The sequence below is a fragment of the Sodaliphilus sp. genome, assembly GCF_045598405.1.
GTDB lineage: Bacteria > Bacteroidota > Bacteroidia > Bacteroidales > Muribaculaceae > Sodaliphilus > Sodaliphilus limicaballi.
On record NZ_JAZLLZ010000011.1, the window covers coordinates 1 to 25,581 of the forward strand.

At 54.2% G+C, this 25,581-nt stretch carries 18 protein-coding genes; 9 read left to right on the forward strand and 9 right to left on the reverse strand.

Going from position 1 to position 25,581, the window contains the following annotated elements; translation table 11 throughout:
* Positions 1-404 precede the first annotated feature (404 nt).
* The 8 genes from ACKI3C_RS01180 to ACKI3C_RS01215 all read left to right on the forward strand — a co-directional run bounded on the left by ACKI3C_RS01180 (position 405) and on the right by ACKI3C_RS01215 (position 9,917).
* Positions 405-3,440: a tetratricopeptide repeat protein gene (locus ACKI3C_RS01180; protein WP_407401202.1), complete on the forward strand. Its 3,036-nt coding sequence runs from the start codon at positions 405-407 to the stop codon at positions 3,438-3,440.
* A 39-nt stretch (positions 3,441-3,479) separates the two neighbouring features.
* Positions 3,480-5,279 (forward strand): hypothetical protein, encoded by a 1,800-nt coding sequence (locus tag ACKI3C_RS01185; RefSeq protein ID WP_407401204.1) that lies wholly within the window; start codon positions 3,480-3,482, stop codon positions 5,277-5,279.
* Positions 5,280-5,308: 29 nt separating this feature from the next.
* Positions 5,309-5,983 carry a tRNA (guanosine(37)-N1)-methyltransferase TrmD gene (gene trmD, locus ACKI3C_RS01190; RefSeq protein WP_407401206.1) on the forward strand — a complete coding sequence of 225 codons (675 nt, stop codon included), beginning with the start codon at positions 5,309-5,311 and terminating at the stop codon, positions 5,981-5,983.
* Positions 5,984-6,012: 29 nt separating this feature from the next.
* On the forward strand, positions 6,013-6,306 hold the full coding sequence (locus ACKI3C_RS01195; protein ID WP_407401208.1) for an FtsB family cell division protein: 294 nt from the start codon (positions 6,013-6,015) through the stop codon (positions 6,304-6,306).
* Between the two features lie 8 nt (positions 6,307-6,314).
* Positions 6,315-6,707, forward strand: a complete 393-nt coding sequence (locus ACKI3C_RS01200; protein WP_407401210.1) for a hypothetical protein — start codon at positions 6,315-6,317, stop codon at positions 6,705-6,707.
* 61 nt (positions 6,708-6,768) lie between these two features.
* Complete coding sequence (locus tag ACKI3C_RS01205; protein ID WP_407401212.1) at positions 6,769-8,007, forward strand: hypothetical protein; 1,239 nt, start codon at positions 6,769-6,771, stop codon at positions 8,005-8,007.
* A 2-nt stretch (positions 8,008-8,009) separates the two neighbouring features.
* Positions 8,010-8,588 carry an LPS export ABC transporter periplasmic protein LptC gene (gene lptC, locus ACKI3C_RS01210; protein WP_407401236.1) on the forward strand — a complete coding sequence of 193 codons (579 nt, stop codon included), beginning with the start codon at positions 8,010-8,012 and terminating at the stop codon, positions 8,586-8,588.
* A gap of 51 nt (positions 8,589-8,639) precedes the next feature.
* Complete coding sequence (locus ACKI3C_RS01215; protein ID WP_407401214.1) at positions 8,640-9,917, forward strand: hemolysin family protein; 1,278 nt, start codon at positions 8,640-8,642, stop codon at positions 9,915-9,917.
* A 237-nt stretch (positions 9,918-10,154) separates the two neighbouring features.
* Here the strand turns inward: ACKI3C_RS01215 and ACKI3C_RS01220 are convergent, their stop codons facing one another.
* The 9 genes from ACKI3C_RS01220 to pepD form a co-directional block, all read right to left on the reverse strand.
* Complete coding sequence (locus ACKI3C_RS01220) at positions 10,155-11,432, reverse strand: lipopolysaccharide biosynthesis protein (protein ID WP_407401216.1); 1,278 nt, start codon at positions 11,430-11,432, stop codon at positions 10,155-10,157.
* Positions 11,429-12,751 (reverse strand): hypothetical protein, encoded by a 1,323-nt coding sequence (locus ACKI3C_RS01225; protein ID WP_407401218.1) that lies wholly within the window; start codon positions 12,749-12,751, stop codon positions 11,429-11,431. Before ACKI3C_RS01225 ends, ACKI3C_RS01220 begins: the two co-directional genes overlap by 4 nt.
* 24 nt (positions 12,752-12,775) lie before the next feature.
* Positions 12,776-15,097: a GumC family protein gene (locus ACKI3C_RS01230; RefSeq protein ID WP_407401220.1), complete on the reverse strand. Its 2,322-nt coding sequence runs from the start codon at positions 15,095-15,097 to the stop codon at positions 12,776-12,778.
* A gap of 12 nt (positions 15,098-15,109) precedes the next feature.
* A complete protein-coding gene (locus tag ACKI3C_RS01235; protein WP_407401222.1) occupies positions 15,110-15,922 on the reverse strand; it encodes a polysaccharide biosynthesis/export family protein in 813 nt (270 codons plus the stop codon).
* Between the two features lie 170 nt (positions 15,923-16,092).
* Entirely contained in the window at positions 16,093-20,331 is a 4,239-nt protein-coding gene (locus ACKI3C_RS01240) for an N-acetylmuramoyl-L-alanine amidase (protein ID WP_407401224.1), read from the reverse strand.
* A 283-nt stretch (positions 20,332-20,614) separates the two neighbouring features.
* Positions 20,615-21,526, reverse strand: a complete 912-nt coding sequence (locus ACKI3C_RS01245) for a TolB family protein (RefSeq protein ID WP_407401226.1) — start codon at positions 21,524-21,526, stop codon at positions 20,615-20,617.
* A 296-nt stretch (positions 21,527-21,822) separates the two neighbouring features.
* Positions 21,823-22,257: a hypothetical protein gene (locus tag ACKI3C_RS01250; protein ID WP_407401228.1), complete on the reverse strand. Its 435-nt coding sequence runs from the start codon at positions 22,255-22,257 to the stop codon at positions 21,823-21,825.
* 8 nt (positions 22,258-22,265) lie between these two features.
* Positions 22,266-22,595 carry a cupin domain-containing protein gene (locus tag ACKI3C_RS01255; RefSeq protein ID WP_407401230.1) on the reverse strand — a complete coding sequence of 110 codons (330 nt, stop codon included), beginning with the start codon at positions 22,593-22,595 and terminating at the stop codon, positions 22,266-22,268.
* A 3-nt stretch (positions 22,596-22,598) separates the two neighbouring features.
* Positions 22,599-24,080, reverse strand: coding sequence for a beta-Ala-His dipeptidase (pepD, locus tag ACKI3C_RS01260; protein WP_407401232.1), 1,482 nt, complete (start codon positions 24,078-24,080; stop codon positions 22,599-22,601).
* Positions 24,081-24,364: 284 nt separating this feature from the next.
* On the opposite strand from pepD, the gene ACKI3C_RS01265 reads away from it, so the two are divergent.
* The gene (locus tag ACKI3C_RS01265) at positions 24,365-25,411 is read left to right on the forward strand and encodes an SGNH/GDSL hydrolase family protein (protein ID WP_407401234.1); all 1,047 of its coding nucleotides are present in this window, start codon (positions 24,365-24,367) and stop codon (positions 25,409-25,411) included.
* Positions 25,412-25,581 lie beyond the last annotated feature (170 nt).

A 25,581-nucleotide genomic window follows, 5' to 3' on the forward strand; every position in this document is an offset into this window, starting at 1 on the left:
CCGATTAGCGTCCTGCTGGACGCAGTGCGTGTTGCATTTCTTCCCCCACCGCCACTTCGTTCGGCGGTGGGGGTTATTTAGGTATTGTCCTGCCGGACAATAAATTAGCAATATTTATTATCAAATGCTAAAGTTGAGTTATAATAAATACAGGTTTCGCAAGCTGAAGTAATTGTTGCTATTTTGTTGTCCCTGGCGGGACAATATTGTAACTTGATTTTATAACATGCGAAAGTTGAATATTAAATTTTTATCTGCGTCATCTGCGAAATCTGCGAGAGATATTGCTGAATAGTTACGGTAAACGACGGCAATAATTAAAAATAGTTATTTTTAAAGGGCGGTGGGGGCGGGATTGCGGGATTTTTTGTATATTTGTAAATTAAAATAAAAATCCTGTTTTCATGATGAAAATAAAAAACATAATATTGGGAATCAGTGTTGCTCTGCCGGTGGCAATGGCGGCACAACCTGCTGTGATGAACAGCGGCGCACAGAGCTATCTGGAGCGTGGCAAGAACATGTTCAACAGCCGCAACTATGTGGGTGCTATCGACCAACTCAACCAAGCCTCTCGCTTGGGACTCGCAGGCACTGCACAGGAGGAGGCAGAGTTTTACATCGCCCTGAGCAAGTTTGAACGCGCTGAACGCGGCGACCTGGATGCGCTCATCGACTTCATCGAGGAGCACCCCACGAGCGAACTCGCACAGTGGGCACAAATCAAGGTGGGTGACTACCACTTCTACCGCGGCGACTGGAACAACGCGCTGCTCAGCTACTCACTCGTTCGCGACGGCGCGCTCGACGGCGACCGCCAGGAAGACCTCGTGTACCGCCGTGCCTATGCCAACCTGCGCCTGGGCAACTATGAACTTGCCGAGCGCCAGTACAAGTCGCTCACCAGCTCTAGCCGCTACGGCAAGGCAACCATTTTCTATGACGCCTATATCGACTATGCCAACGGCAACTATGACAGCGCGATGGATAAGTTCATCAACATTGCCAGCGACAGCAAGCTCATAGGCGACCTCCCCTATCAGGCTAGTTACTACATCACCCAGATACGATTCCACAACAAGGAGTACAACCGCGTGATCTCTGGCGGGCAGCAGCTCTTGAGTGAGGACGAGAACGACTACTTCACTGCCGAGCTCAACCGCATCGTGGGCGAGAGTTACTTCCACACCGGCAACAACTCGTCGGCACGCAAGTACCTCACCACCTATCTTGCCGACCCCCAAGGCGAGCCTTACCGCACAGCGGGCTACGCAATGGGTGTGCTCGACTTCCAGGCTATGGACTACGCGCAGGCCATCCAGCACATGAGCATCGCCACCGACGAGGACGACGCGCTGGCACAGAGCGCCCACCTCTACATAGGCCAGAGCCGTCTCAAACTCAACGACGTGAACGGCGCAGCGCGCGCATTTGAACTCGCGGCAAAAATGAGCCATGATGCCAACGTGCGCGAGACCGCGTTCTACAACTACGCGTTGAGCCAGAGCCAGGGCGCACGCACTCCATTCGACAAGTCAATCGACATGTTCGAGCAATTCCTCAACGACTATCCCAAGTCAAAGTTTAAAGACGACGTGGAAGGACACCTCGTGGATTCTTACATGAGCACCACCGACTACAGCCGCGCGCTCACCAGCATCAACCACATCAAGAACCCCGGCAACAAAGTGCAGACAGCCAAGCAATATGTACTCTACAACCTGGGCGTTCAGGCGTTGAAGAACGACAAGAACCAGGAAGCGCTCACTTATCTCAAAGAGGCCGTTGACCTGGGCAGCAAGGACAAGAACATCTACAACGAGAGCCGCCTGTGGCTTGCCGAGGCACAGTTCCGCACCGGCGACTACAAGAACGCTAGCGCCAACCAGCAAGCCTATGCCAAGCAAGCAGGCACCAAGGGCGAGAACTACGGCATAGCCCAGTACAACCTGGGATACTCGCTCTACCAGCAGCGCAAGTATGCCGACGCGCTCAAAGCATTCCAGAATGCCGCCACAAGCAAGCAGCTCGACGACCAGATGCTGGGCGACGTGTTCAACCGCATGGGCGACACCTACTACTACACCCAGGACTACACAGCAGCCCAAGAGAGCTATGCCCGCGCAATGGAAGTGGATAAGACCGCTCCACGCGACTACTCAATGTACCAGATGGGCATCATGATGGCGCTCAACAAGCAGTTTGACCAGGCTGTGAATCAGCTTGACGCCATGATCAATGAATGTCCGTCGTCAACCCTCATCCCGCAAGCGATGATCGAGAAGGGCAATGCCTATGCCGCCCTTGACAACGGCAAGGAAGCCGTGGCAACCTACAAGCAAGTGGTCAAGGCCTATCCCAAGAGCGCCGAGGCACGCAAGGCATTGCTGCAGATGGCCATCGTGGACAAGAACATGGGCAACATGAACGATGCTATCGAGGCCTACAAGCAAGTGGTCAAGGACTATCCCACCAGCGACGAGGCACAGGCCGCTGCCGAGGACATGAAGCTCATCTATGCCGACCGCGGCGAGCTTGAGCAGTTCAACAAGTTCCTCGACGGCATCAACGGCGCGCCACGCATCGACGTGAGCGAGATGGACCGCCTCACCTTTGAGGCCGCCGAGAAACTCGCCATCGACGACAACCCCAGCATCACTCGCATGCAGGACTACATCAAGAACAACCCCACCGGCGCTTATGTGCCCAAGGCTAAATACTACATCGCCCGCTTCAACTACTTCAAGGGCAACTACAAAGATGCCCTCGCAGGTCTCGACGAGGCCCTCGCAGCAGGCACCGACGCATCGTTTGCCGAGGACGCTCTCTCAATGCGCAGCGACATCCTCATGCGCCAGAAACAGTATGACAAGGCACTCAAAGCCTACACCGAGCTGGTCGAGAAATCGTCGAGCGAGGACAACCGCGTGATGGCGCTTCTGGGCGTGATGCGCGCTTCAAAGGCTCTGGGCAAGTGGCAAGACGTGAAGAGCGGTGCCGACGCTCTGCTCGAGAAGGGCGGTCTCAATCCCGCCGAAGAGCGTGAGGTGACGCTCAACCGCGCACTCGCCAACGCCAACCTAGGCAACGCTGCCGACGCACAGAAGGACTTCGCCGCACTCGCCAAGGACACACAGAGCGAACAAGGCGCGCAGTCGTCCTACGAACTTGCCAACCTGCAATTCAAGGCAGGCAACCTCAAGGACGCCGAGAAGACCATCAACCAGTTTATCGACGCCGGCACGCCCCACAGCTACTGGCTGGCAAAGAGCTTCATCCTGCTCAGCGACATCTATGCTAAACAAGGCAAGAACGCCGATGCTCGCGACTACCTGCAGAGCCTCAAGAGCAACTACCCCGGCAAGGAGAAAGAAATCACCGAGGCCATTGACACTCGCCTCAAGGCTCTCAAGAATACCAGCAACTCCAAGAAAAAATAATCACCGAAGTTTCACAACACAACAATATAGACTACTGTCATGAACAAGAAGATATTATTGAGTGTACTCATTGCTTGCGCCACAGCTGCGGGTGCCAACGCACAGCAGACGACATCAGCTCAACCGGCTGGCAAGGAACTCAACAAGGAGATCACCCTTGAAAAAGACTTCGTCCCTGTAGAGAAGAAGGTGACCAAGAAAGCCACCCTGCCCAAGGTGAAGAAAATCACCCCTCCGGCCAAGACCAACCTCGACTACAGCGACACACCGGTGGACATCACCATGCCCAACACCATCCCCACCATGATGCCTTACGGCTACCGCACCGCACACAATTTCAGCGACAAGCGCGGCTACCTTGAGGTGGGCGGTGGCATGCAGGCCAACTTTGACGGCAGCGCCGGTTACCGATTCCTCGACTCCGATAACTCGCAGGCAGGAATATGGGTGCAGCACAACAGCACATGGGCTGGCAAGAACAATTCCACACTCATCCCCGACGACAAGATGCGCACTAAACAGCTGTTCAACGACAACCGTGCGGGACTCTACTTCAACCAGCATCTCAAGGCAGGCACTCTCAAGCTCGACGCTGGAGTGCACTTCGACAGCTTTAACTACTACGGCGCTCACAAGATGGATGACCTCACCAATTACTATGACGCCGACAAGAAGCAGGCACTGCTCGAGTTCGGTGTAAACGGTGCTTGGGACGGCAAGCTTAAAATCAGCGACAACGACCTGTATTACCGCGCCAACGCCAGCTTCAACCATGCCGGCTATGACATGGTGCCCGAGTTCTATGCCCCCGACGCCAAGGGTGCCAAAGAGAATGTGGTGCAATTCGGCATAGGCGGCGACTATGAATTTGAATTTGGTACCGTCACCCTCGACCTCAAAGGCGACTATGTGAACTTCAAGGGAGCCCAGAACTATGATGCTGGCCCGCTGCCTGTGGACCACAACGAGTTTGTCTTCACTGTTGCTCCGCGTTACAAGTGGGAGAACGACGTGTTCCGCGCGCAGGCAGGATTTGACCTCGTCTTGGGCGACATATTCAATAATGTGGCAGGTGCCACCGGCAACGAGGGCAAGTTCCACATCGCACCCGTGGTGAAGCTCGATGTTGATATCGTTGACGGCGCCGCAATCTTTGTAGATCTCAAAGGCGGCAACACCATCAACTCGCTTTCACACATGGCAAGCCTTGACCGTTACAGCACCCCTCTGGGCATGAGCACCAACACATGGCGTCCCATCGACGGCGAGGCCGGCTTCAAGTTCGGTCCCTTCGCAGGTTTCAGCGCTAAACTTTTTGCAGGTTACGGCATGGCAAAGGGTCAGCTCGTGCGCGTGTCGGAGTTCACCACATTCCAGAGCGATCTCTATGCAGCCAACACCTACCAAGGCTACAAGATGCGCGGCGTGAAATTTGGCGGCGAGATCAACTACAAGTACCGCTCGCTCGTTGACGTTGCAGCATCACTCACCTACGCTCCCGGCAATGACGACCTCACCAGCGAGTGGCTGAACGGCTACAGCCTGGGGCTCGACGGCGCACGCATGGTTGCCGATGCCAATGTCAAGGTAACCCCCATTCGCCAGCTTGCAGTGGAACTGGGCATGAACTATCGCGGACAGCGTCGCTTCATCGAAAACGACAAATATGTTGACCTGAACAATGCCTTCAACCTGCATGCAGGAGCCACATGGCGTTTCGACAAGACTCTCGCCGTGTGGGTCAAGACCAACAACCTGCTCAACCGCAAGTATGACGTGATGCCAGGCCAGGGCGCACAGCTGCTCAATGTGATGGGTGGCGTTTCGCTGGTATTCTAACCGTACAACATGACAAAGGAAAATTAACTATGCGCATTGACATTCTCACAGTGATGCCCGAGGCACTCGAGTCGCCTCTCAACTGTTCCATCTTGCAACGTGCCCAGGACAAAGGGTTGGTGGAGTTCCACATCCACAACCTGCGCGACTGGTCGCTGCGCAATCACCGCAAGGTGGATGACTACCCCTTCAGCGGCGAAGCCGGCATGGTGATGCAGATCGAGCCCGTGTACCGTTGCATCGAGCATCTCAAGAGCGAGCGTGACTATGACGACATCATCTTCACCTCGCCCGACGGCGACATCCTCGACCAACCCATGGCCAACTCCCTGTCGCTCGCCCAGAACCTCATAATCCTGTGCGGACACTACAAGGGCGTGGACTATCGCATCAGGGAACACCTCATCACCCGCGAGATTTCCATAGGCAACTTTGTGCTCACAGGCGGAGAACTGCCGGCGGCCGTGATAGCCGACGCCGTGGTGCGGCTCATCCCTGGCGCAATAGGCGACGAGCAGAGCGCGCTCACCGACTCCTTCCAGGACAACCTGCTCGAGGCTCCCATCTACACCCGTCCGGCAGAGTTCAACGGATGGAAGGTGCCCGAAGTGCTGCTCAGCGGCAACACTGCCAAGATCGACCAGTGGAAACTAGAAGAGGCAATCAAGCGCACCGAGAGACTGCGCCCAGAATTACTCAAATGATATAACAATTTTTACTCCTATATAATAATATGGAACGACCCAAATGGATTCCTCGCTGGGTGAGCGTGTCGCTCGTTGTGTTCATCATCTTTCTAGGGTGGATGCTTTTCTTCGGCGAGTACAACTTGTTCGAGTCTTACTCGCTCAGCTCGCAGAAGAATGACCTGACAACCGAAATCCAGGCTATGCAAGACTCCGCCATCTTCTACGACAAGAAAGTCAACGAGCTGAACACCGACCGCGAGAACCTCGAGAAGATTGCGCGAGAGCAATATGGCATGCGTCGAGTCAATGAGGAAATTTACACTACCGACATACCCTAACTGAAAATATGGCTAACAAGAAAAGCGAACAGATAAAAGAATGGATAATAGTGGTGATGATGCTGGTGATGCTATCGATGGTCACCCTGCCACTGTTTGACGTCAAGGAAGACTGGATGCGCTGGATCTATGCAGCGGCAGCCGGCATCACTCTCATCGTGAGGTTCACGCAGCGATATGATGGCAACAACCTGCGCATCAAGCGACTCTACCGCATGAACATCATTGCTGCTGTGATGTTCTGCGTCTCGGCAGGACTCACGTTCTACCACACCGGTACCGACTCCATCGCCCTGCTCATGGCGGGAGCCGTGCTGCAAATCTACGCCACAACGGTCACCGGCAGACTCGAAGCACAAGAGCAAAACGGCAAGAAACATAAAAAACAAAACAATATATAGACAATATCACAAGGTTTTATTAACTTTGCAAGTTGAAATATACTATAAAGTAAAAAAACAGATGAAATTTTACAAGATCATAGCACTCGCGGCAGCGGCATTGATGACAGTCAGTGCTGCAGCGCAGAATTCTACTACACCCTATTCAAAGATGGCTTATGGCATCCTCAGCGACAACGCGTCAGGCATACAGCGCTCAATGGGCGGCGTGGGATATGCGATGCAAGACGGACGCACCATCAACGTGATGAACCCCGCGTCTTATTCTCAGGTTGACTCTCTCACTTTCCTATGGGACTTCGGCCTGGACCTTACCAACGTGTGGTCAAAGGAAGGCGACAAGTCAGGACACAGCCTGGGCGGAGGTCTGGACTACCTCACTGCGCAGTTCAAGCTGGCCAAGCACCTGGGCGGATCGTTCGGACTCCTCCCCTACTCGTCGGTGGGATACAGCTTCGGCAACACTATCGATGGAGGCAACGAGTATCGCACAGGTAGCGGCGGACTGCTGCAACTCTACGGCGGCGTGGGATACGAGCCCATCAAGAACCTGAGCCTGGGAGTCAACGTGGCCTACCTCTTCGGTACTACCACCAACACTAACACCATCACCGCCGAATCGACCACCCTGTTCCAGCGCATCATGCAGGTGCGTGACTATAACCTCAACGTGGGCGTGCAGTATGCCTTCAACCTCAACAAGGACCACAAGGTGATCGTGGGTGCGACCTATTCGCCCAAGAAGTCGCTGCATGGACACACATGGGGCACCTACTACGACACCCAGGACACCAAGCTCGACTCGGTGGGCTACACTAAGCTCACAGGAAAATATGAGCAGCCACACACCTTTGGCGCCGGCGTGAGCTACAGTTACACGAACAAGCTCCTTGTGGAGGCCGACTTCACCTACCAGCAATGGGCCAAGGTGAAATATGCCCCCATCGAGGGTATTGAAGCAAGCAACATGATGTTCAACAACCGCTGGAAAGCAGCTGCCGGATTGCAGTTCAGCCCCGGGTCAAGAACAAGCTACCTGGGTGCGGTCAAGTTCCGTGCCGGCGGTTTCTACAACCACGACTACATCAACGTGATGGGCAATAACGTGCGCGACTATGGCGCAACATTCGGACTCGGTTTCCCCGTGCCCGGCGCTAGCGGCAAGACCACTATCAACCTGGGATTTGAATGGAAACGTCGCTTGTCGGCTCCCGTTACGCTCATTCAGGAAGACTACTTCAACATCACCCTAGGCGTCAACTTCAACGAAGTTTGGTTCTGGAAAAACAAGATTCGCTAGTGATGCGACATGCCACAGCCCTTATGCTTGCCACAGCGATGTGCCTAGCCATTGCCAGCTGCAAGGACGAGGTGAGCAGCGTCGTGAGCCGCTCTACCAATCCCGAGACCGTGCCCACGATGAACTCACGCGACGTGCAGACGGTGATCAGCGACAACGGCCACACCCGCTATCGCATCACCACCAAGCTGTGGAGCATGTATGAGGAGGCCAAGGAACCTCACTGGGTGTTCCCGCAGGGAATTATCGCCGAGGAAATGGACTCGGCCTACAAGGTCATGACAACTATCAAGTGCGACTCGGCCTACTACGACGAGCGAAAGCAACTGTGGGACCTCAACGGCAACGTGCGCATCTCAAGCAACGGCGGCAGCGAGGTAGTGCTCACCGACCAACTCTACTGGGACCAAGTGCAGCACAAACTATATAGCGATGCCTTCATCCACGTCGAGAAGCAAGGACGCGTGATCGAAGGATATGGATATGAGTCCAACGAGCAATTCTCAACCTACACCTTGCGCAAGGTTGAAGCTATTTTCCCCATCGACGAGAGTAAAATGCCGCACCCCGGCGGCAAATAACGACACCGCACCGTCTTTTCGATTATTCAAATACAGAACATAAAAATATATATGACAGAGTTCACGGCACTCACAGCAGTAATCATCACGATGATCCTCTCGGGATTCTTCTCGGGCATGGAAATTGCATTTGTAGCGTCCAACAAGGTGCGTGCCGAGATTGATATCGCCAAGGGAGGCATCGTCAACCGCATCCTCAACGTCTTCTACTCGCATCGCGAGATGTTCATCTCCACTCTGCTCATAGGCAACAACATCGTCAACGTGATCTACAGCATGGCGATGTCGGTTCTGCTGGCTGGCTACGTGAGCAAGTGGGCGGGCAGCAACGAGGCAATGCAGCTCATCCTGCTCACGCTCATCTCCACCATCGTGGTGCTAGTGGCTTGCGAGTTCCTGCCCAAGACTGTTTTCCGCATCAACCCCAACTACTCGCTGCGCATGTTCTCGCTACCGCTCTACACATGCTACCTCCTGCTCTACCCCATTTCGCGATTCACCCAGATGCTCTCGGCAGGGCTCATGCGCCTGTTCGGCATCGAGGTCAACAAGGAGCAAGTGGGTATCATCACCGTCGATGAGCTCGACGCCTATCTGCAAGAGAACATCGACCAGCGGGCCGAGGAAAACCGCGACGTGGAACAAGAGGTCAAGTTCTTTGAGAACGCACTCGACTTCAGCGACACTAGGCTGCGCGACTGCATGGTGCCACGCAACGAGATTGTGGCTGTCGATGTCATCGACACCACACGCGACGAGCTGGTGAAACTATTCACCCAGTCGGGACTCTCTAAAATTGTGGTCTATAAGGAAGACATCGACAACGTGATAGGCTTCATCCAGGTGAGCGAGCTATTCGTCACCGATGTTGACTGGAAGTCACGCATCAAGCCCGTGCTTTTCGCCCCCGAGACACTGCTCGCACGCAAGATGATGACTAACCTCATGGAGAAAAAACGCTCCATGGCAATCGTGCTCGACGAGTTTGGCGGCACATCGGGAATGCTCACGCTTGAAGACCTCGTGGAGGAAATCTTCGGCGAAATTGAGGACGAGCACGACCGCAACCAACTGGTCGCCAAGCAGATCAACGAAAACACCTACGAATTGAGCGGCCGCATGGAGATAGAGGAAATCAACGACCGTTTCCACCTGGGTCTGCCCGAGAGCGACGACTACCAGACCATAGCTGGCTACGTCATCTTCAACCACGAAGCCATCCCAGCCGTGGGCGACATCGTCAACATCGACAATTACAGCATCACCATCACACGCAAAACAGCAGCCCGCATCGAGCTGGTCCAGCTCACAGTAAACCCCGAAGAATAAAAATATTATTTATACAACAAGCTGTTAAACAGCAGAATAAAAACAAGAACTATTCACTAACGGAACTTTGCGGAGTCCCCACCCTGACCTTACCATAATCTCTCGCACAAAGTATCAAGCAAAGAGAAAGATTTTCATAAGGTCTGGGCGGGGACTATGCAAAATTCTATTGCTGAATAGTTACGAAATCTGCGCGGGGAGTAATAAAAAAAGTTATTGGTGTATAGTTGCTCCTGGTTAGAGCAACAATGCTAGGGCGGCTAGCGGAATTGCTGCAAGGAGGCTGCGCAAGTAGGTATAGATGAAGCGGCCAAACGAAATGCCTGTGATGCGCGAGGCCTGATAGAAGTATGTGACAAGCGCCAGCGACGAGATTGCCACTGCGGCATAGACCACAGCATCGATGCCCACACGGTAGAGCGTGAGCGCCGCCACCACGATGAGCGTTTTCTCCACAATCATCACATTGCGTATCACGTGTGTGTGGTCATATAACTTGAAAACAATGCCCATGAAACTGCACAGCGGATAAACGAGCCCCCACAACGCCATGAGCCTGATGTAAGGCACCGTGGGCAGCCATTTCTCGGGCAACAGCCAGTCGATGAACACCCCTCCCAACCCTATGAGTCCACCGCATAGCAGAGCGATGATGAGCGTGATGATGCCCAGCATGCGCACGATGGCAGCTCGGCGGTCCTCGGGGTCATTGTGCTTGGCTATAAGGACAAATGATGTGGACGATATCGATGCCTCCACGGCATTGGTGGGTGTCTGCTGCAACTTCTGCGCCTGCCCCATGAATCCAGCCTTCAACGGGTCGTAGTATTTGCCCAGGATGAAAGCAAATATGTTTTGCGACAACTGCGTGACCATGGTGGAGACGAGCAGGTTGACGCCGAATTTCCATAGTTGCTTGAAACGCGCAGTGTCGAACTCAACTTTCAGGTTCCACTTGCTGAAGATGAGCAGCAACGCCATCACAGCAGCCGCATACCCCACTTGCAGCGCCACGAGCGACCAGTATCCGCATCCCCAGGCAGCCATGGCTATGGCAGTGACCAACGCCATGAGCGTCGCGCCCACGTTGATGGCGGCAATGCGCTTGAATTGCAGCTGCGAGCGCAAGCGGGTGAGCTGGGCTATCGACAGACCGCTGAACACGGCTCCTGTGCCCAGGACAGCCATGACGGGCTGCAGCTCGGGACGGTGCATGAACGATGCCACCAGAGGCGACAGCGCCACGTAGAGCAGGCACAATGCCACTCCCGTGGCAAGGTTGAAGTAGAACAGCGTGTTGAAGTCGCGGTCGCTGGGATTGCTCTCACGCAGCAGGCCGTCGCTCAAACCGCAATCTACAAGCGTGAAGATGAGCGACGTGAAGACTCCCAGCATCGCCACGAGGCCAAAGTCGGCAGGATTGAGCAGATAGGCAAGCACGAGATTACCGCCAAACGACAGCGCGCTGGCGCCGAAACGTTCAAGAAACGACCATATGTAATATGCTATCTTCACTGCTGCTGTTCTTGAGATAGTGGTAACTCTGTTTCACCAGCCTCGACTTCATTGTTCTCATTGTGCCATGATGCCGCCATAAGCAAGAAGATGAACGAACACATCCACAGGTCGCGCAATGAGTCGTTGTAGATCATGATGATGAGAATGCACACGAGCGCAAAGAGCTGCATGTTGAAGTTGCGGCCGGAACTCCATGCGGGTTTCACGACAAACAGCGCAAGCAGCCACAAGACACACATCACCAGTCCCACCTGCCCCAGCTGGATGTGCACGTGGAACATGTAGGGGATTGACCCCATGAGCAGCCAGTCATAACGCTCGGCAAACTCCGACACGCCGAACATCGAGCCACCCTTAAACTGCCCCACTCCCCAGCCAGTGAGCTCATGGCCCGGTTCCTCGTTGTGGAGCAGCGGCAGGTACATGATCTTGGTGAGACGCGGCACATCGGCTTTGTTGCCTTCTTCTAGGTCCCACATAGCGCCGCCCTCGGCATCTTCAATGTCATCAATCATGATGTAGTCGGTGACAAATTCCATTGAGAAAATGTCATCAAAGTCCTTGACGGTAGATGTGTAAACCGCAATCGCCATCCAGCCGAGCAGCAGCCCCACGGGAAGTATCCACATGGCACGCACCAGGTAGCGGCGGTCGAGCGGCATGAGCAGCACGAAGTATAGCACGATGAGCACGAAACTCACCTTGGTCTCGTTGAGGAATGTGGGAAACAACAGCACCACGGGCAACCAGTTACTGCGCAGGCTGGCGAAGAAATGCGACTGGTCGATGCTGCGATGCATCAGGTAGAACGACGCGCAGTAGATACACATCGACACGATGCCTGAATACCAGTTGCCAAAGGAGCCGCCGCAGTGGTCGCCGGCGCCATATAGCAGACACTGGTAGGTGACGCAAAAGGCTTGCACGCCCAGGAAGCACATCAAGTGCCGGTCCAGGGAGTTTTCAAACCGCTCTCGACGGGCGGGTTCTTGCATGAAGTAACACAAAATGGGATAAGCGAGGAAGATGCCCAGGATGTCACGCACACCGTTGGCCCAGAATGTGAGCGGCATGCCGTTAGAAAGGCATGTGGTTGCACACGACACGGCAATGAAGCACGCCATGCAGGCAATGTGCCACTTGTTGCGCACGGTGCAGCATGCCAGCAACACCCACAAGGCATCGAGCATAAGGAAAACAGGCGTGCGCATGGATGCCAACCCTGTAATGACCTCATCGCTGATGAAACCAAATGTGGCACCCACCCAGAAGATGAAAAAGAACAGCCGCTGATATGTCGCCGAGTTGTCTTTCATTCTCACTCCCTAACTACCTGCCGTTCAGTCCTTATTCTCGCCGTAGCCATAGCCGTAGCCGTTGTCCATGCTAGGCTTGGTGTCGTTGATGAGAATGCTGGCGTTTTTGAGGCGGTTCTCTTGCACGAGTTTGTTAAGCAGCTTCACCTGGTTGCGCTTGGTGTAGCCAGCACGGGTGACGCACACTGTTGCGTCGGCCCACTTGGCGAGAGAGAATGTGTCGCTCACCATAGCCACAGGCGCAGAGTCAACGATGATGATGTCGTAGCGTTCACGTAGCTCGGCAAAAAGCCTTTCCACGCGGTTGTTGAGCAGCAGTTCCGACGGGTTGGGCGGGATAGCGCCTCCCACGAGCACATCGAGCGAATCCACCTGACCGACATGCTGGATAATGTCGTCGAGAGTGACGCTCGACTGCGACAGGTAACCGGTGACACCGGGCATTTCGGCAATGCCTGGCAGCATGGCTGCGATGCGCGGCTTGCGTATGTCCATACCCACGAGCGCCACGCGCTTGCCCAGCAAGGCAAATGCCGAGGCGATGTTGAGGCTCACGAAAGACTTGCCCTCGCCGCTCATGCTCGAAGTGACGAGCACCACCTTGTCGTTCTCGCCGTTGAGCATGAACTGGATGTTGTTGCGCACATAGCGGAAGAGTTCCACGATGACCCTAGTGCTACCGTCCTTGACCACAAGTGCCTCATCGTGGCGGTTGTGGTGGATGTGGCCCACCACGGGCATCACGGCTAATTGCTCAAGTTCGTCCTCGGTGTTGAACTTGGTGTACAGCAGGTTCTTGAGATATAGCATCACCACAGGAAGCAGCAGGCCGGCGAGCAGTGCCACGAAGGCCACAATCATCTTCCTGGGCGACATGGGCTCGGTCTGCGCGTGCGCATGTTCCACAATGCGTCCTTTGGGCGTGGTTGCGGCCAGAAGCAGGGCATTCTCCTCACGCTTCTGCAACAAGAAGGTGTAGAGCGTGTTCTGGATGCCTTGCTGGCGATACAGGGCGCGCATCTCGCGCTCATCGGTGGGATAAGTGTTGAGCTCGCCACCCGACGATGCACTCTCGGCATTGGCGCGGGCAAGCTGTATCTTAATGGCGTTCAAAGTGTTTTCTACGCCTTTCGCCACATTGCTGCGCATCACCTCTATCTGCTCGTCAAGGCGGTGCATGGCCTGGTTGTCATCGGTGGCGCTGGCTGCAAGGTGCATGCGTTCCATGATGAGGGCGTTATAGGCCTTGATAGACCCTGTCGCTGCCGTTGAGTCGGCGCTGAATGGTATGTAGGAGTTGCGGTTAGCGGGATTGTTGACGAAGTCCTTGATCATCTCGGCGATGCGGTACTTTGTTTCGAGGTTGACGATAGCCCTGTCGGCAATCTCCTGCTTGCCTATGAGGCTCTTGGTCTGCAAGCCCACGTCGATCATGTTGTGCGCTCGCTTGTAGGCCTCGATTTCCTCCTCGCTGCCGGTGAGATCCTTGTAGATGAGTCCCAAGCGGTCCTCGATAAACTTGCCAGTGTTCACGGCCTGTTCGTCCTTCTCCTGCTGGCCGCGCTCGTTGTAGCATGTAATGAGCGTGTTGAGAATGTCGCGTCCACGGTTCTTGTTGGTGTCGGCATACCCCAGGTAGATTGCGTTAGACTTCTTGCTCACCGACTTGATGGTGATGAGTTTCTTGATGCCCTCGTAGCAAGGGATGTTGCCGCTCACAGTGGCTTTGATGGTGTAATCCTTGTGAGGCAGGCAATAGTCGGTAGTGCGCACGGCAAAGATGCCGTAGGGAGTCTTGACGGTTGCTGGCAACGTGACGTTGCTCACCTCGGCCAGGTTGTTGAACATACCCTTCTTCACGGTGATGTCGGCCTTGCCGTCTTTGTGGAGTTCAATCCTGAACGCCATGCTCACCGAGAGGGTGTCAAAGAGCGCATCGGGGGCATCGATCTCTATGGGAGAGTCGTTGTAGTGCTCCTCATTGTCGAGAAAGCCATGCCGTTCCACATATTTGCGGTTGATGCGCAATATATTGATCATCTGGCAGAAAAGTTCGTGCGAATTCATCACCACCACCTCGTCCTCGACGCGAGAATTGCCGCCTCCCAGCGACAGGCTCTTGACGAGTTGGGCTCCGGCACCCGACGAGTTGCTGTCCTGGTCAACAAGCACCATGGCCTGGATCAGGTACACGGGTTTCTTAATGTGCAGGTAAAAAAGCCCTGCTCCCAGGCACAGAATTACCGAAACAAGCACCAGCCACCAGTAGCGTTTGTAGCGAGCCACCAGTGCCTGCAAGTCGACTGTGGGGGTGTGCGGCTTGTTGCCGCCTGTGTTCTTGCTCATGTTGTGTATGGGTTATTTTACGGTGAGAGCGATGACGAGCGATGCGATGACGCTGGCTGCGCTCACGATGGTTGAGATGACGGTCAGTTTGTAGGCGTTGTTGGTGTTGTATTTAGAGTTGTCTATCTTGATAGCGTTGGGCTCCACATACACCACGTCGTTTTGTTGCAGGTAGTAGCATGGCGAGGCAAACACATCGGTGTCGGCAAGGTTCAGGCGGTAGAATTTCTTCTCGCCGTTTTCTTCTCTCACCACCATGATCGATGCGCGGTCGGCATACTCGGTGAGGTCGCCGCACGATGCCAGGGCATCAAGCACGGAGAATCGCTCGCTGGTAACCCTCACGCGGCCAGGTTCCTTGACCTCGCCCATCACGTTCACATAGTAGCCCATGATCTGCACCTTCACATAGGGGTCCTTGACCACTTGCGACACATGTCGCTTCACGAGTTCCTCTACCTCATGGGTTGTCATTCCAGCCACGGCGAGCTTGCCTATCACGGGCATGGTGATGTTGCCGTCCTGCCCCACGATGTAGGTCGAAAGGCGTCCCGACGTCTTCATCTCGGTGTCGCCCCGCGAGGCGTTGTTGGCAAGCGGTGCGTTGAACATCGCAGTTGCTTCGGGTGCCATCGACGACACGGTGATGGTGATTTCATCGTCGGCAATGAGCCTGATTTCGTTGAGAGGACTCTGAGGCAAAGAGCCAGAGGCTACTTGAGGCGTATTCTTAAAATAGGCCAGATTGTTTTCTTTTGTGGTAGAGCAAGACGAAAGCAGCGCCACCGCCGCCACAATTGCTATGAATAGAAAATTATTTTTCATTACGTAGTACTTTTTATCTATATAAACGCAACATCACCGTGTTTTATTATGTGACACCACAAAATAGGGACACAGCACATGAGATTACCGAAAAACACGATGTCACGGTCTCACACATTTTATACATGTGTGACCGTGACATCGTGACACTATGGTGGGTTACCGGGATGTTATAGTCCCACTACCACGGAGACAATCATGTTGACGTCGGTGATGTCATATTCTCCGTCGCCGTTCATGTCGGCAGCCTTGCCGTTGAAGGGGCTGGGATTGTTGCCCAGGACCTTGTTGACAAGAGCAGACACATCAACCACATCGACCACGCCGTCCTCGTTCACGTCGCCAGGAAGGAATGTCTCAACATGAGTGTACTGCTTGATGTCGAGATAGAACGTTGCAGTGCGGCCGCTAGCGATAGTATAATCGTAGGCAACTGCAACGGGAGCATCGGCGGGCACGTCGCTGATTACAGTGTCGCTGTCGTAGCGTTTGAGCACTACCACTGTGCCTGTGATGCCAGTCTCTTCCTGCTGGTCGCCGTCGAGCACTTGCAGTGTGCTGCCTGTGGCGGCATGGCTTGCTGTGGCGAGATGCCAGAGAGCAACCTTGTCGGCACTGAATCCATCATCAGCCATCGTGCTAGTGAGGTTCACGGTCTCGGGGTTGCCGTTGTTAGAAACATCAAACCATCCCTTCTGTGTATCAAGCAGGTTCACGTCGTCGCCAGCGATGGGCAGGTAACACATTGCGTGGTACTTGGTTTTGCCACCCTCTATATTGCGCCATGTCACGAAGTTGGCCTTGCCGCAGCGGCTATTGCCTGCCACATCGACTGCACCAGCCTCGGTCTTGCCACCGGCGCCTACGTAACTCTGTCCAAGGGTGCTAGAATTGATGTTGAGCGCGGCAAGGTGCAAGTTGCTCAAGTGCAGATCGCGCAGCGCGGTGTTCCTGCCCAGGTTAAGCACATGCATGCGTGCAGTGCCTGCGGCATCATTGTGCAGGTCGAGCGATTGCAGTTTGGCAAGGCGAGTGACATCGAGGTCACTAACCTGGGTGCCGGCAGCATGGAGCACACGCAAGTTGGCGAACTTTGCCACAACATCGCTTTGCAGGGCGTTATCGTAGGCTGTGCCCGAGAGGTCTATGATCTGCATGTTGGCATTGGTTCCGCTCACGAGTTTGCTGAACGAGGCATTGCCAGCGAGGATAAGTTCTTGCAGGGCTGTGTTGGCAGTGATGTCAAGGGCAGTGATGTCGTTTCCGGTCAGATCCACGCGAGTGAGTTTGCTGTTGCCCGCAAGGTTAACGCTGGTGAGGGCCGAGCGCGAACTGAAACCTGCATACTGCGCACGCGACATGTTGAGCGTGGCGATGTTCTTGAAATATCCCAAGCCAGTGAGATCGGCAACGCCATTGAATGCTGTGGCCGACGCTGTGCCGTAAGCACCCATGTCGCTGAAATCTATCACATTGCTTGCAGCATATCCAGTGCCCTCGGTCTCGTTCTCAACCGAGTTCTGGAACATGATTGCATAGCATCCGTCGGGAGCCACGACGCGGCCGTCGGAGCCTATGTTGGCAGTCGTTGCCTTGCCGTTGGTCTTCTGGTCGATATAGTTCCAGAACCACACCTGGCCCCGGCTCACGAGATATTGCTGGAGCATCGGGTCGGGGATTGCATGTCCGTGCTGTTCAGTGGCATTGCTCAACACAACAAGGTTTTCGTTGGCATGCGAGCCACTGGGGATATGGTAGTACCACAGGTTGTTGAGTTTCTGGAAGTTGCCCTTCACCGTTGGTTCTTCGATACATGTGGCAGTGATGGGGATAACAACGTCCTTCACACCAGTGCTTGAAACCACGAGGCTAGCGCTATGTGCGCCCAGGGATTGCGGTTTGTAGTCCACGGTCACGTTGCCCGAAGCTGTTGCGCGTGCAATGGCAGAGGGCGAGACGCTGAATAGGTTAGCATTTGCGCCAGTGACGGCAATCTTGATGTCACCTTTGAGGTTGCTTCCTGCCACGTTGAGGGTGGCCTGTCCAGTCATGCCATATTCAATGTTGCCCATGGCAATCTTATCGACCGACACCGTCACGCGTGCGATAGTGTCGTTGAGGTCGTAAGTGGGCACGACGCCTGTCTTGTAGTAGGCGATGCCCTGGTTGTGCACGAGCACCCACATCTCCACACCCTGGTCGCCATTGACAGCAGTTGCCACACTGGTTGACATCGATGTGTTACGCGTTGTGCCCAGTCCGGCGCTGGGGTAAGAACCCAGAGCCTCGCTCATGGCCCAGCCATTAGTGCCGTCGGTGAGCACCACATGTCCGCCGGTGAGCGTGGTAGAGCCAGCCTGGTAAGTGGTAGATAGTCCGTAGGTTGTGCCACGATAAGTGAACGGCTTGAATGCATTGCCGTGTATCACGCCACCCAGTGCTCCGCTGTTATGCGTGTATTGCACCACACCGTCATTGAAGAAGGTGGGATAACGCTGCTGCCCTATCGCCCAGAAGCAGGCGGGAGCCTCGGGATATACACGAGGTGAGAGTCCCAGCGTCACAGAGTTGCCTTGTTCAGAGAGTGGCATGATATAGTCGGGGGTAGTCGCGCACACACCATTCTTGATGCGGTAGCGCAGCACCTCGTTTTGTTCAGTCTGTGAGCCTGCGGCAAAGTATATATAGCCATCGCTGAGCGTGCCATAGACGCCCAGGCAGTCGCCCACACGGGCCTTGTTGTCATAGTCGGTGGTGCTGAGCAGCACTCGCGGTGCAGCGTTGTCGTTGTCCCAGATGTAAACCTTGAGTGGCTTGCTGGTGTCGCTCGTGGGTGCAGCGAGGTTGCAAGCCAGCACCTTGCCGTCGAAATACTTGACGTCAATCACCTTGAGAGTTCCCTCGGTGACGCCGGTCATGTTGAGGTCCTTGATATAGGCGCCAGTCTGCGCGTTGACCACAGCAATCTTGCCATCCTCGGCGTTGACCACATATAGTTTTCCGGCACCGAAGTCCATGTTGCGTGCCTTGCTGTAGGTCGAGAGCCACTTGCTGTCCTTCTTGCCGCTGGTCTCGCTCATGTTCCACCCTTCGGTGAACGCGAGTGGCGGGTTCTTGGCAGTGCCGTCGAGGGCCACTGTGGCAGTCTTGGTGCCGCTGGTGAGGGTAATGGTGCCGCTGTGGTTGCCAGCTGCTGTGGGCGCATACTTCACGGTGAGCGTGCCGCCCGTTGCGGGAAGCGATGCTGGTGTGACGGTATAGAAACCGTTGCTGCACTGCACGGTGATGCCTGCTGTAAGGCCTGCGCCAGTCACAGTGACCGTCTTGGACAATGTCGAGCCCACAGTCACACTGCCGAAGTTGACGCTTGATGCCGATGTGCTAATGCCGTTATCAGTGCCTTGCGTGAGGTCAAAACGCTTGAGTGTGGATGTGTTGTTGCTCACAGTCACGGTTGCAGTCTGGCTCTTGTATCCCGTCTTGCTCACGCGCACGGTGTAACTGCCTGCCGCGAGGTCGAAGAAACCGTACACTCCGTTAGACCAGTTGTCGGTGGTCATTGTCTGCACAACGGTGCCGCTAGAATTGAGCAACTCAACCTTGGCGCCGTTGACAGCCATTTTGCTGTCGCGGTTGCGTGATGTGTAGCTGCTGTAACCGCACGACTTGGAGAGGTCGCGAATATCGCCTATGACACAACCTTTGAGCACACTGGTGTTGCCGCCAGGATTGTTGACATAGGCACGTGCAATCTGCCATGCAGTGAACTTGTTATAGACATGGCTCTTCATGCGCAGTGCCTCGGGACGGTAGTCGTGAAACCACGTTTCCACAAGATAACCCACCTGCGTGTTGCTGCTGAGCACGCCCAGGCTCCACCCCTGGAAAGCGTAGTCGTTGACCGCACGCGGAGTGGAATAGGTCACGTCGGTGAGGCGGTTGATATCGCTCTGTTTAGCACACTCGGCGGCAAACGCCTGCGACCCCGACACACGCTCGGTGGAGTTGGTGGTGCGGGTGCCGCTATACATGGCAACCACATAGTTTGCGATGGCGTTGGCGCCATTAGAGTGAAGCGACACGAAGTACCCGCCATAACTGTTGCTCTGCGCAGCAATGGTGCTGAGCGAGAGGTCGTCGGCCGAGGTGTTGGTCTTGCGCGACATCTTGGTCTGGAATCCCAAGCCGCGCATGAGGGTGTCGAGAGTGAGACCGCGGTCGAGAGTGCCGTCGCTCTCATAGAACTGCTGGCTAGTGGTGTAGCCCAGCTCGGTGGGGAGCGGAGTGGGACGGTCATTGCTATCATGCCCTCCGTGCCCGGGATTGATATATATCTTTGTCCTGCTGCTAGCAGCCCCCGCCGCAAGCACCGTGACAACCATCAATACAAATAATACTATCTTCTTCATAATATATTTTGTTATAAGAATTTTACTGAATAAAATGTTGAGCAATAGGAACAATGGGACATCTCGCGCAGATCTCACAGAAAAAACATAAAATAACAAACAACAGATTGCTTTGAATAAACTGAAAAATAAAATTATTTAAGTTTCGCTTGTTGATTACATTAACATGCAAAACATGAATAAAATTATTTTAATTTCTTTCAGTTTTAATAAATTAAATCAGTGATATCTGTGCGGGGATTCTGCAAAATTAGTATTGCCGCATAGTTACAAAAATGATATCTTATCTTTCTTTGATGGTCATTATATACACCTTCCCCTCGAGGGTGTGGCAGGCGATGCGGTCGCCCTGCGCGCTCACGCTGGGAAACATCATTATCTCGCTAGATGTGGCCGTGAGCTGCTGGCGGTCGTTACCGTCGCGACCCATTATCACAATGTCACTTGCGGTGTAGCGGTATCCGTCGTCGCGGTCATCCATAGCCACCACATAGTCATTGTCGCGCCACACGGGAGCGTGCAGGCGTCCCAGATTGACGAGATTGCCGCCGTAGAGGTCGCTCACATAGGCATTGTTGCCGCCCACAAAGAGCAGATGCTTCTTGTCGGGCGACAGGCTCGACCAGCAATAGTTCACATCGCGATCGGGAGTTGATAGCGGATCTACCACAGTGCGCTCGCCATTGCGGTACACCACGAGTTTAAGATCTTCCTCGGTGACAAACACGTTATTCTCGACCTGATTGCTTGCAGCGACCTTGCGTCGCGTCATCTTGCCCTCAACGCCCATCAAGGCTTCGTCGCCACTCAAATTGATGTGGTTAAAATGCCCCATTCCACTCTCCAACGTGTGCTTGCTGCCAGTGGCAAGGTCAATGTTCATGAGCGATAGAGTCATCGTGGTCTCATCGAGCTCGCGGCAAGTGACAGTGGAGCCGTCGGCACTCACAGCAGGATAGTAGCCTGCACTGCGGGCATCAGAGAGCGAGCGGTAATTAGTGCCGTCAACATTGATTATGCCCAGTCCGTCATAGGCTTCGCTAGTGACAAGCAGTTGCTTACCGTCGGGCGTAAACACAGGATGATACATCTCCACCCCCGTCGCCGGGAGCAGCTGCACATCCACCACATCAAACTTTTGAGCCACAGCAGCAACCGCAGTGAGCGCAAGCAGCGATAGTAAAGGTTTTTTCATGTCCATGCAAATGTATTTATTAGTTTGTAAATTCCAGAAGTGTTTTAGTTTGCAAATATCGCAAAAATAGCAGAATTATGCAAGTATTATCACATCTTTTCGACAAACTCTATGAACATCAAGAGCAGAAAACAACTGACTACATGACAAAATAAAACCCCAATGCTAGCAGCACTGGGGGGTGATGATGTCCGACATGGGCTAGCGCCGATTCTGCCGCTTCGGCAAATACACGGCCCAGAAGGACTTTGACATAACAACACACCATTATGACACCGCCACTTGCTGCTGGGGCGTCACTTGCTGTGTTGTGCAAGCATTTCTGTGAGTTCAGCCATTGTGACGGCGATGCCGGCAAAGAGTTTGTACATCAGCTCGGGCTCTACTTTCTCTGGTATGTAGGCCAGGACGGGTTTCCCGCATCCGGCAAACCACCCTGCCTCGGTGTGTGCCGAGCGTCCGCATGGCAGCACAAGCACGCATGCGTCGCACGATTGCATTGCCTCGATGTCGTTGCCAAACTGTCGCTGCGACAGCGGGTGCTGCAGCATGTCGCGGTACTGAGCCGGAGTCCACTCAAGCCAGTCCTTGCCCACGTTGCACCACTTGAAGCCCTCGTCGCCGCTGGGCGGGTTCCTGAAGTCATACACGTCGTGCCCTGCCTCACGCAGGCCCTGCACAACGTGCGGGTAGTAAGTGTTGCGCCATGACGACGCTACATAGATTTTCATCTTGCTAGTTACTGCTGGGGGACAACGGCTGTGATGTGTATCTCTTCGTCGCTCTCATTGATGAGAGTGTGGCTGTGTCCCTTGGGACAGTAATGGCACTGGCCCTCGTGCAAGGTGATGCGCTCGCCGTCGTAGATCACGGTGGCAGTGCCGCGGGTGAGGAATATCATCTCGCAGCTGTCGTCGTGGGTGTGCAGGCCTATGCTGGCTCCGGGTTGCAGGCGCCCTTTGAGCACACGGTTAGTGCCGTCAAAATACATGCGGGCCTCGAGGCTCTTCTCTCCTCCCTTGAAGTTAGGGATGCTTTGCTCTTCTATCTTGTTGAAATCGATAATCATAAGTTATTTGGTTGCTAGGCGTTTGAGTAGTTCTACGGTCACGCGCCAGATGTTGTCGGCGGTGTCAAGGTTGATTCGCTCGCTTGTTGAGTGGGGCTCGATGATGAGCGGCCCCATCGACGCCATTTCCACGCCAGGATATTTCTCTACATAGTAGGCAGCTTCGAGCACAAAGTGCATTGCCACCTTCTTGGGCTCAAAGCCCAGCACGTCCTTGAACGTGTCGCAGGTGAGCTGGAGCAGCGGCGAGTCGGGGTTCTCCATCCACGATCCGGTGTCCATGAGTTGCTCCACATCGCTGGCAAGATGTCCCAGGCAGGTTTCCTCGATGGCCTCGGCAAACTCGTGCATATCGTCGTTGCTGAAACTGCGTGTGTGGCAAGACACGGTGATCTCGTCGTCGAGCGTGCGCACCACGCCTATGTTGTTGCTGGTCATCACTGTGCCCGGCATGTCGTCGCGCATCTCGATCACGCCGCAAGGCAGTTCGGGAATACAACCCAGCAGGTTCATCACTGTGGCCTTGTCGATGCACTTATCGCAGGGGGCGGCATCCTCGATGCGCATGTTGATGCCCGCATCGGTAGCGGCATAGCGTGCGCGCAGGTCCTCGTTGCGCGCGGCAACAATCTGTGCCATGGAGTCGGCAACGTCGGGGTGCAGGGCAACAACCACATCGGCACACGACGGTATTGATGCGTTGGCAGTGCCGCCGTTGAACGCACACACAGCGACTTGGCCTGCCATGATGCCGTCGGCCAGTTCTTCGTCCAAGAACACAGCCATCTCGCGGTTGCAGTTGCAGCGTCCCTTGTTGATGTCAACGCCAGAGTGTCCGCCCAGACCGCCGTCCATCACGATGCGGCGATACGCATACCCCTGGGGCACATCGTCGTGCCTGGGAGTCCAGTGGGCCACTTGCAGGAAAGCACCCGCAGCGCCCACGGTTATCTCGTCGTAGGCCTCGGAGTCGAGGTTGATGATCTTGCGTCCCTTGATGAAATCCAGGCTCAACGCCTCGGCACCGCTCATGCCGTCTTCCTCGTTGGTAGTAGTGAGGACTTCGAGCGCAGGATGAACGAGCGTGTCGTCGGCAAGTATAGCCAGAGCCATTGACAGACCGAATCCGTTGTCGGCACCAAGCGATGTCCCCTCGGCCTTCATCCAGCGGGTTCCGTTCTCGTCAACGTCAATATATGGGATAATCTCATCGTTAAGCGGGTCAAACTTGCGTCCGTTGCGCTCATATCCGTCGCGAGCCACGCACACCATGTCCATGTGGTTGAGTATCACCACGGGCTCGGCGTCTTCGCATCCGGGCGAAGCAGGTTTCTCGATAACCACGCAGTTCTCATCATCGCGACGGTATTTCAAACCGTGCTTTTGCGCGAAGTCGCACAGCCACTGTGCCACACGGCTCTCGTGATGCGACGGGCGAGGAATCTTGTTCAACTCGCTGAAGATGTCATAGAATGTCTGTTTCATATCAGTAAGATTTATGATTACCCCACAAATTTAGATAAAATTCGGGAATTATTATGCCAGTATAGATAATTATTTTAATTTAATGGAGGATAAAAATCTGCGTAATCCGCGAGATCTGCGCGGGGGGGGTCCGCAAAAAAGTTATTGGCGAATAGTTACTTGCGTCTTTGTATTTTTACAAAAATACGAAAAAGAGCAGCCTGTTGCTTGCTTGAACCACTTTATTACACTAAATTTGCACAAAATCACACTAAATTTAAAGTGGAGATATAATGTTATAAATTATGTCAGAATTTCTAACATCAATGTTTCAAAATAGAGTGGACTCGTCGCATCCTGGCATTGCTTACGTGGGGCGTGTCAAGCGCGACGAACTGGGCCATGTTCATTTCAGGCTTCCAGGCGTGCAGATTCATGCACGGTTGGAGTGCACTGCGATTGCAATGGAAATGGCTCCTTATAGCGGTTATTTCATGGTGGAACTTGACGACATCGCACCTTACAAGGTGGAAAGTCCTAGATGCGAGAAGATTGTCGAGATCGCTTCGGGGCTGCCAGCCGGTGAGCACAAGCTGACTATTACCTATTGCAACGAGGGCGAAATGGCGCCTCCGGTGTTCTATGGCTTTGTGCTTAACGACGGCGGGAAAATTCTTGACACACCTGAATTGCCGCAGCGCAAGATTGAATTCATAGGCGACAGCATCACATGCGGATATGGCAACGAAGATCACAGCGACATGAAGTCTTATCCCTACCGCAATGTCAACAACGCGTACTATTCTTATGCACAACAGGTTGCCCGAGGGCTGAACGCCCAGTGCGTTCAGGTTGCGCGTTCGGGAATATGCCTGAACTATGACCGCTATACCCCTGGGGTGGGTGTGTTCCACGACATGGTCACATGCTATCCTTACACCTTGTTCTCTCCTGAACAGGATAGTGAAAAATGGGATTGCGGCCAATATGTGCCTGATGTGGTGTGCATCAATCTGGGTACTAACGACTGCGACCAGCCGGAATTTGACAAGGATGTGTTTGCCCGCAGGATAATTGAATTTGTCAATCGTTTACGAGCCCAGTATGCTCACGCCATAGTCGTGCTGATGCTGGGACCGATGCTCCATGGGGAAAAACTCTCCGTGGTCAAGTATTCGCTCGACAAGGCACAGGCGGTGCTGAACAGCGATGGCGATGGCCTTATCTACCGTTTTGATTTCACTCCCGACGACGGCAGCATGGACTATGGAACGGCTCTGCATCCCACGGCAAAGCGCCATGCAGCGATGGCAAGTGAGTTGATCCCGTTCTTAAAAGACATCATGTCCTAGTAACAAAGTATAAAAAACATATAATTATGAACTCAACTTTAGCATTTGATAATAAATATTGCTAATTTATTGTCCGGCAGGACAATACCTGAATAACCCCCACCGCCGAACGAAGTGGCGGTGGGGGTATAGTATCAACAAGCAGATGCGTCCAGTAGGACGCTAATCGG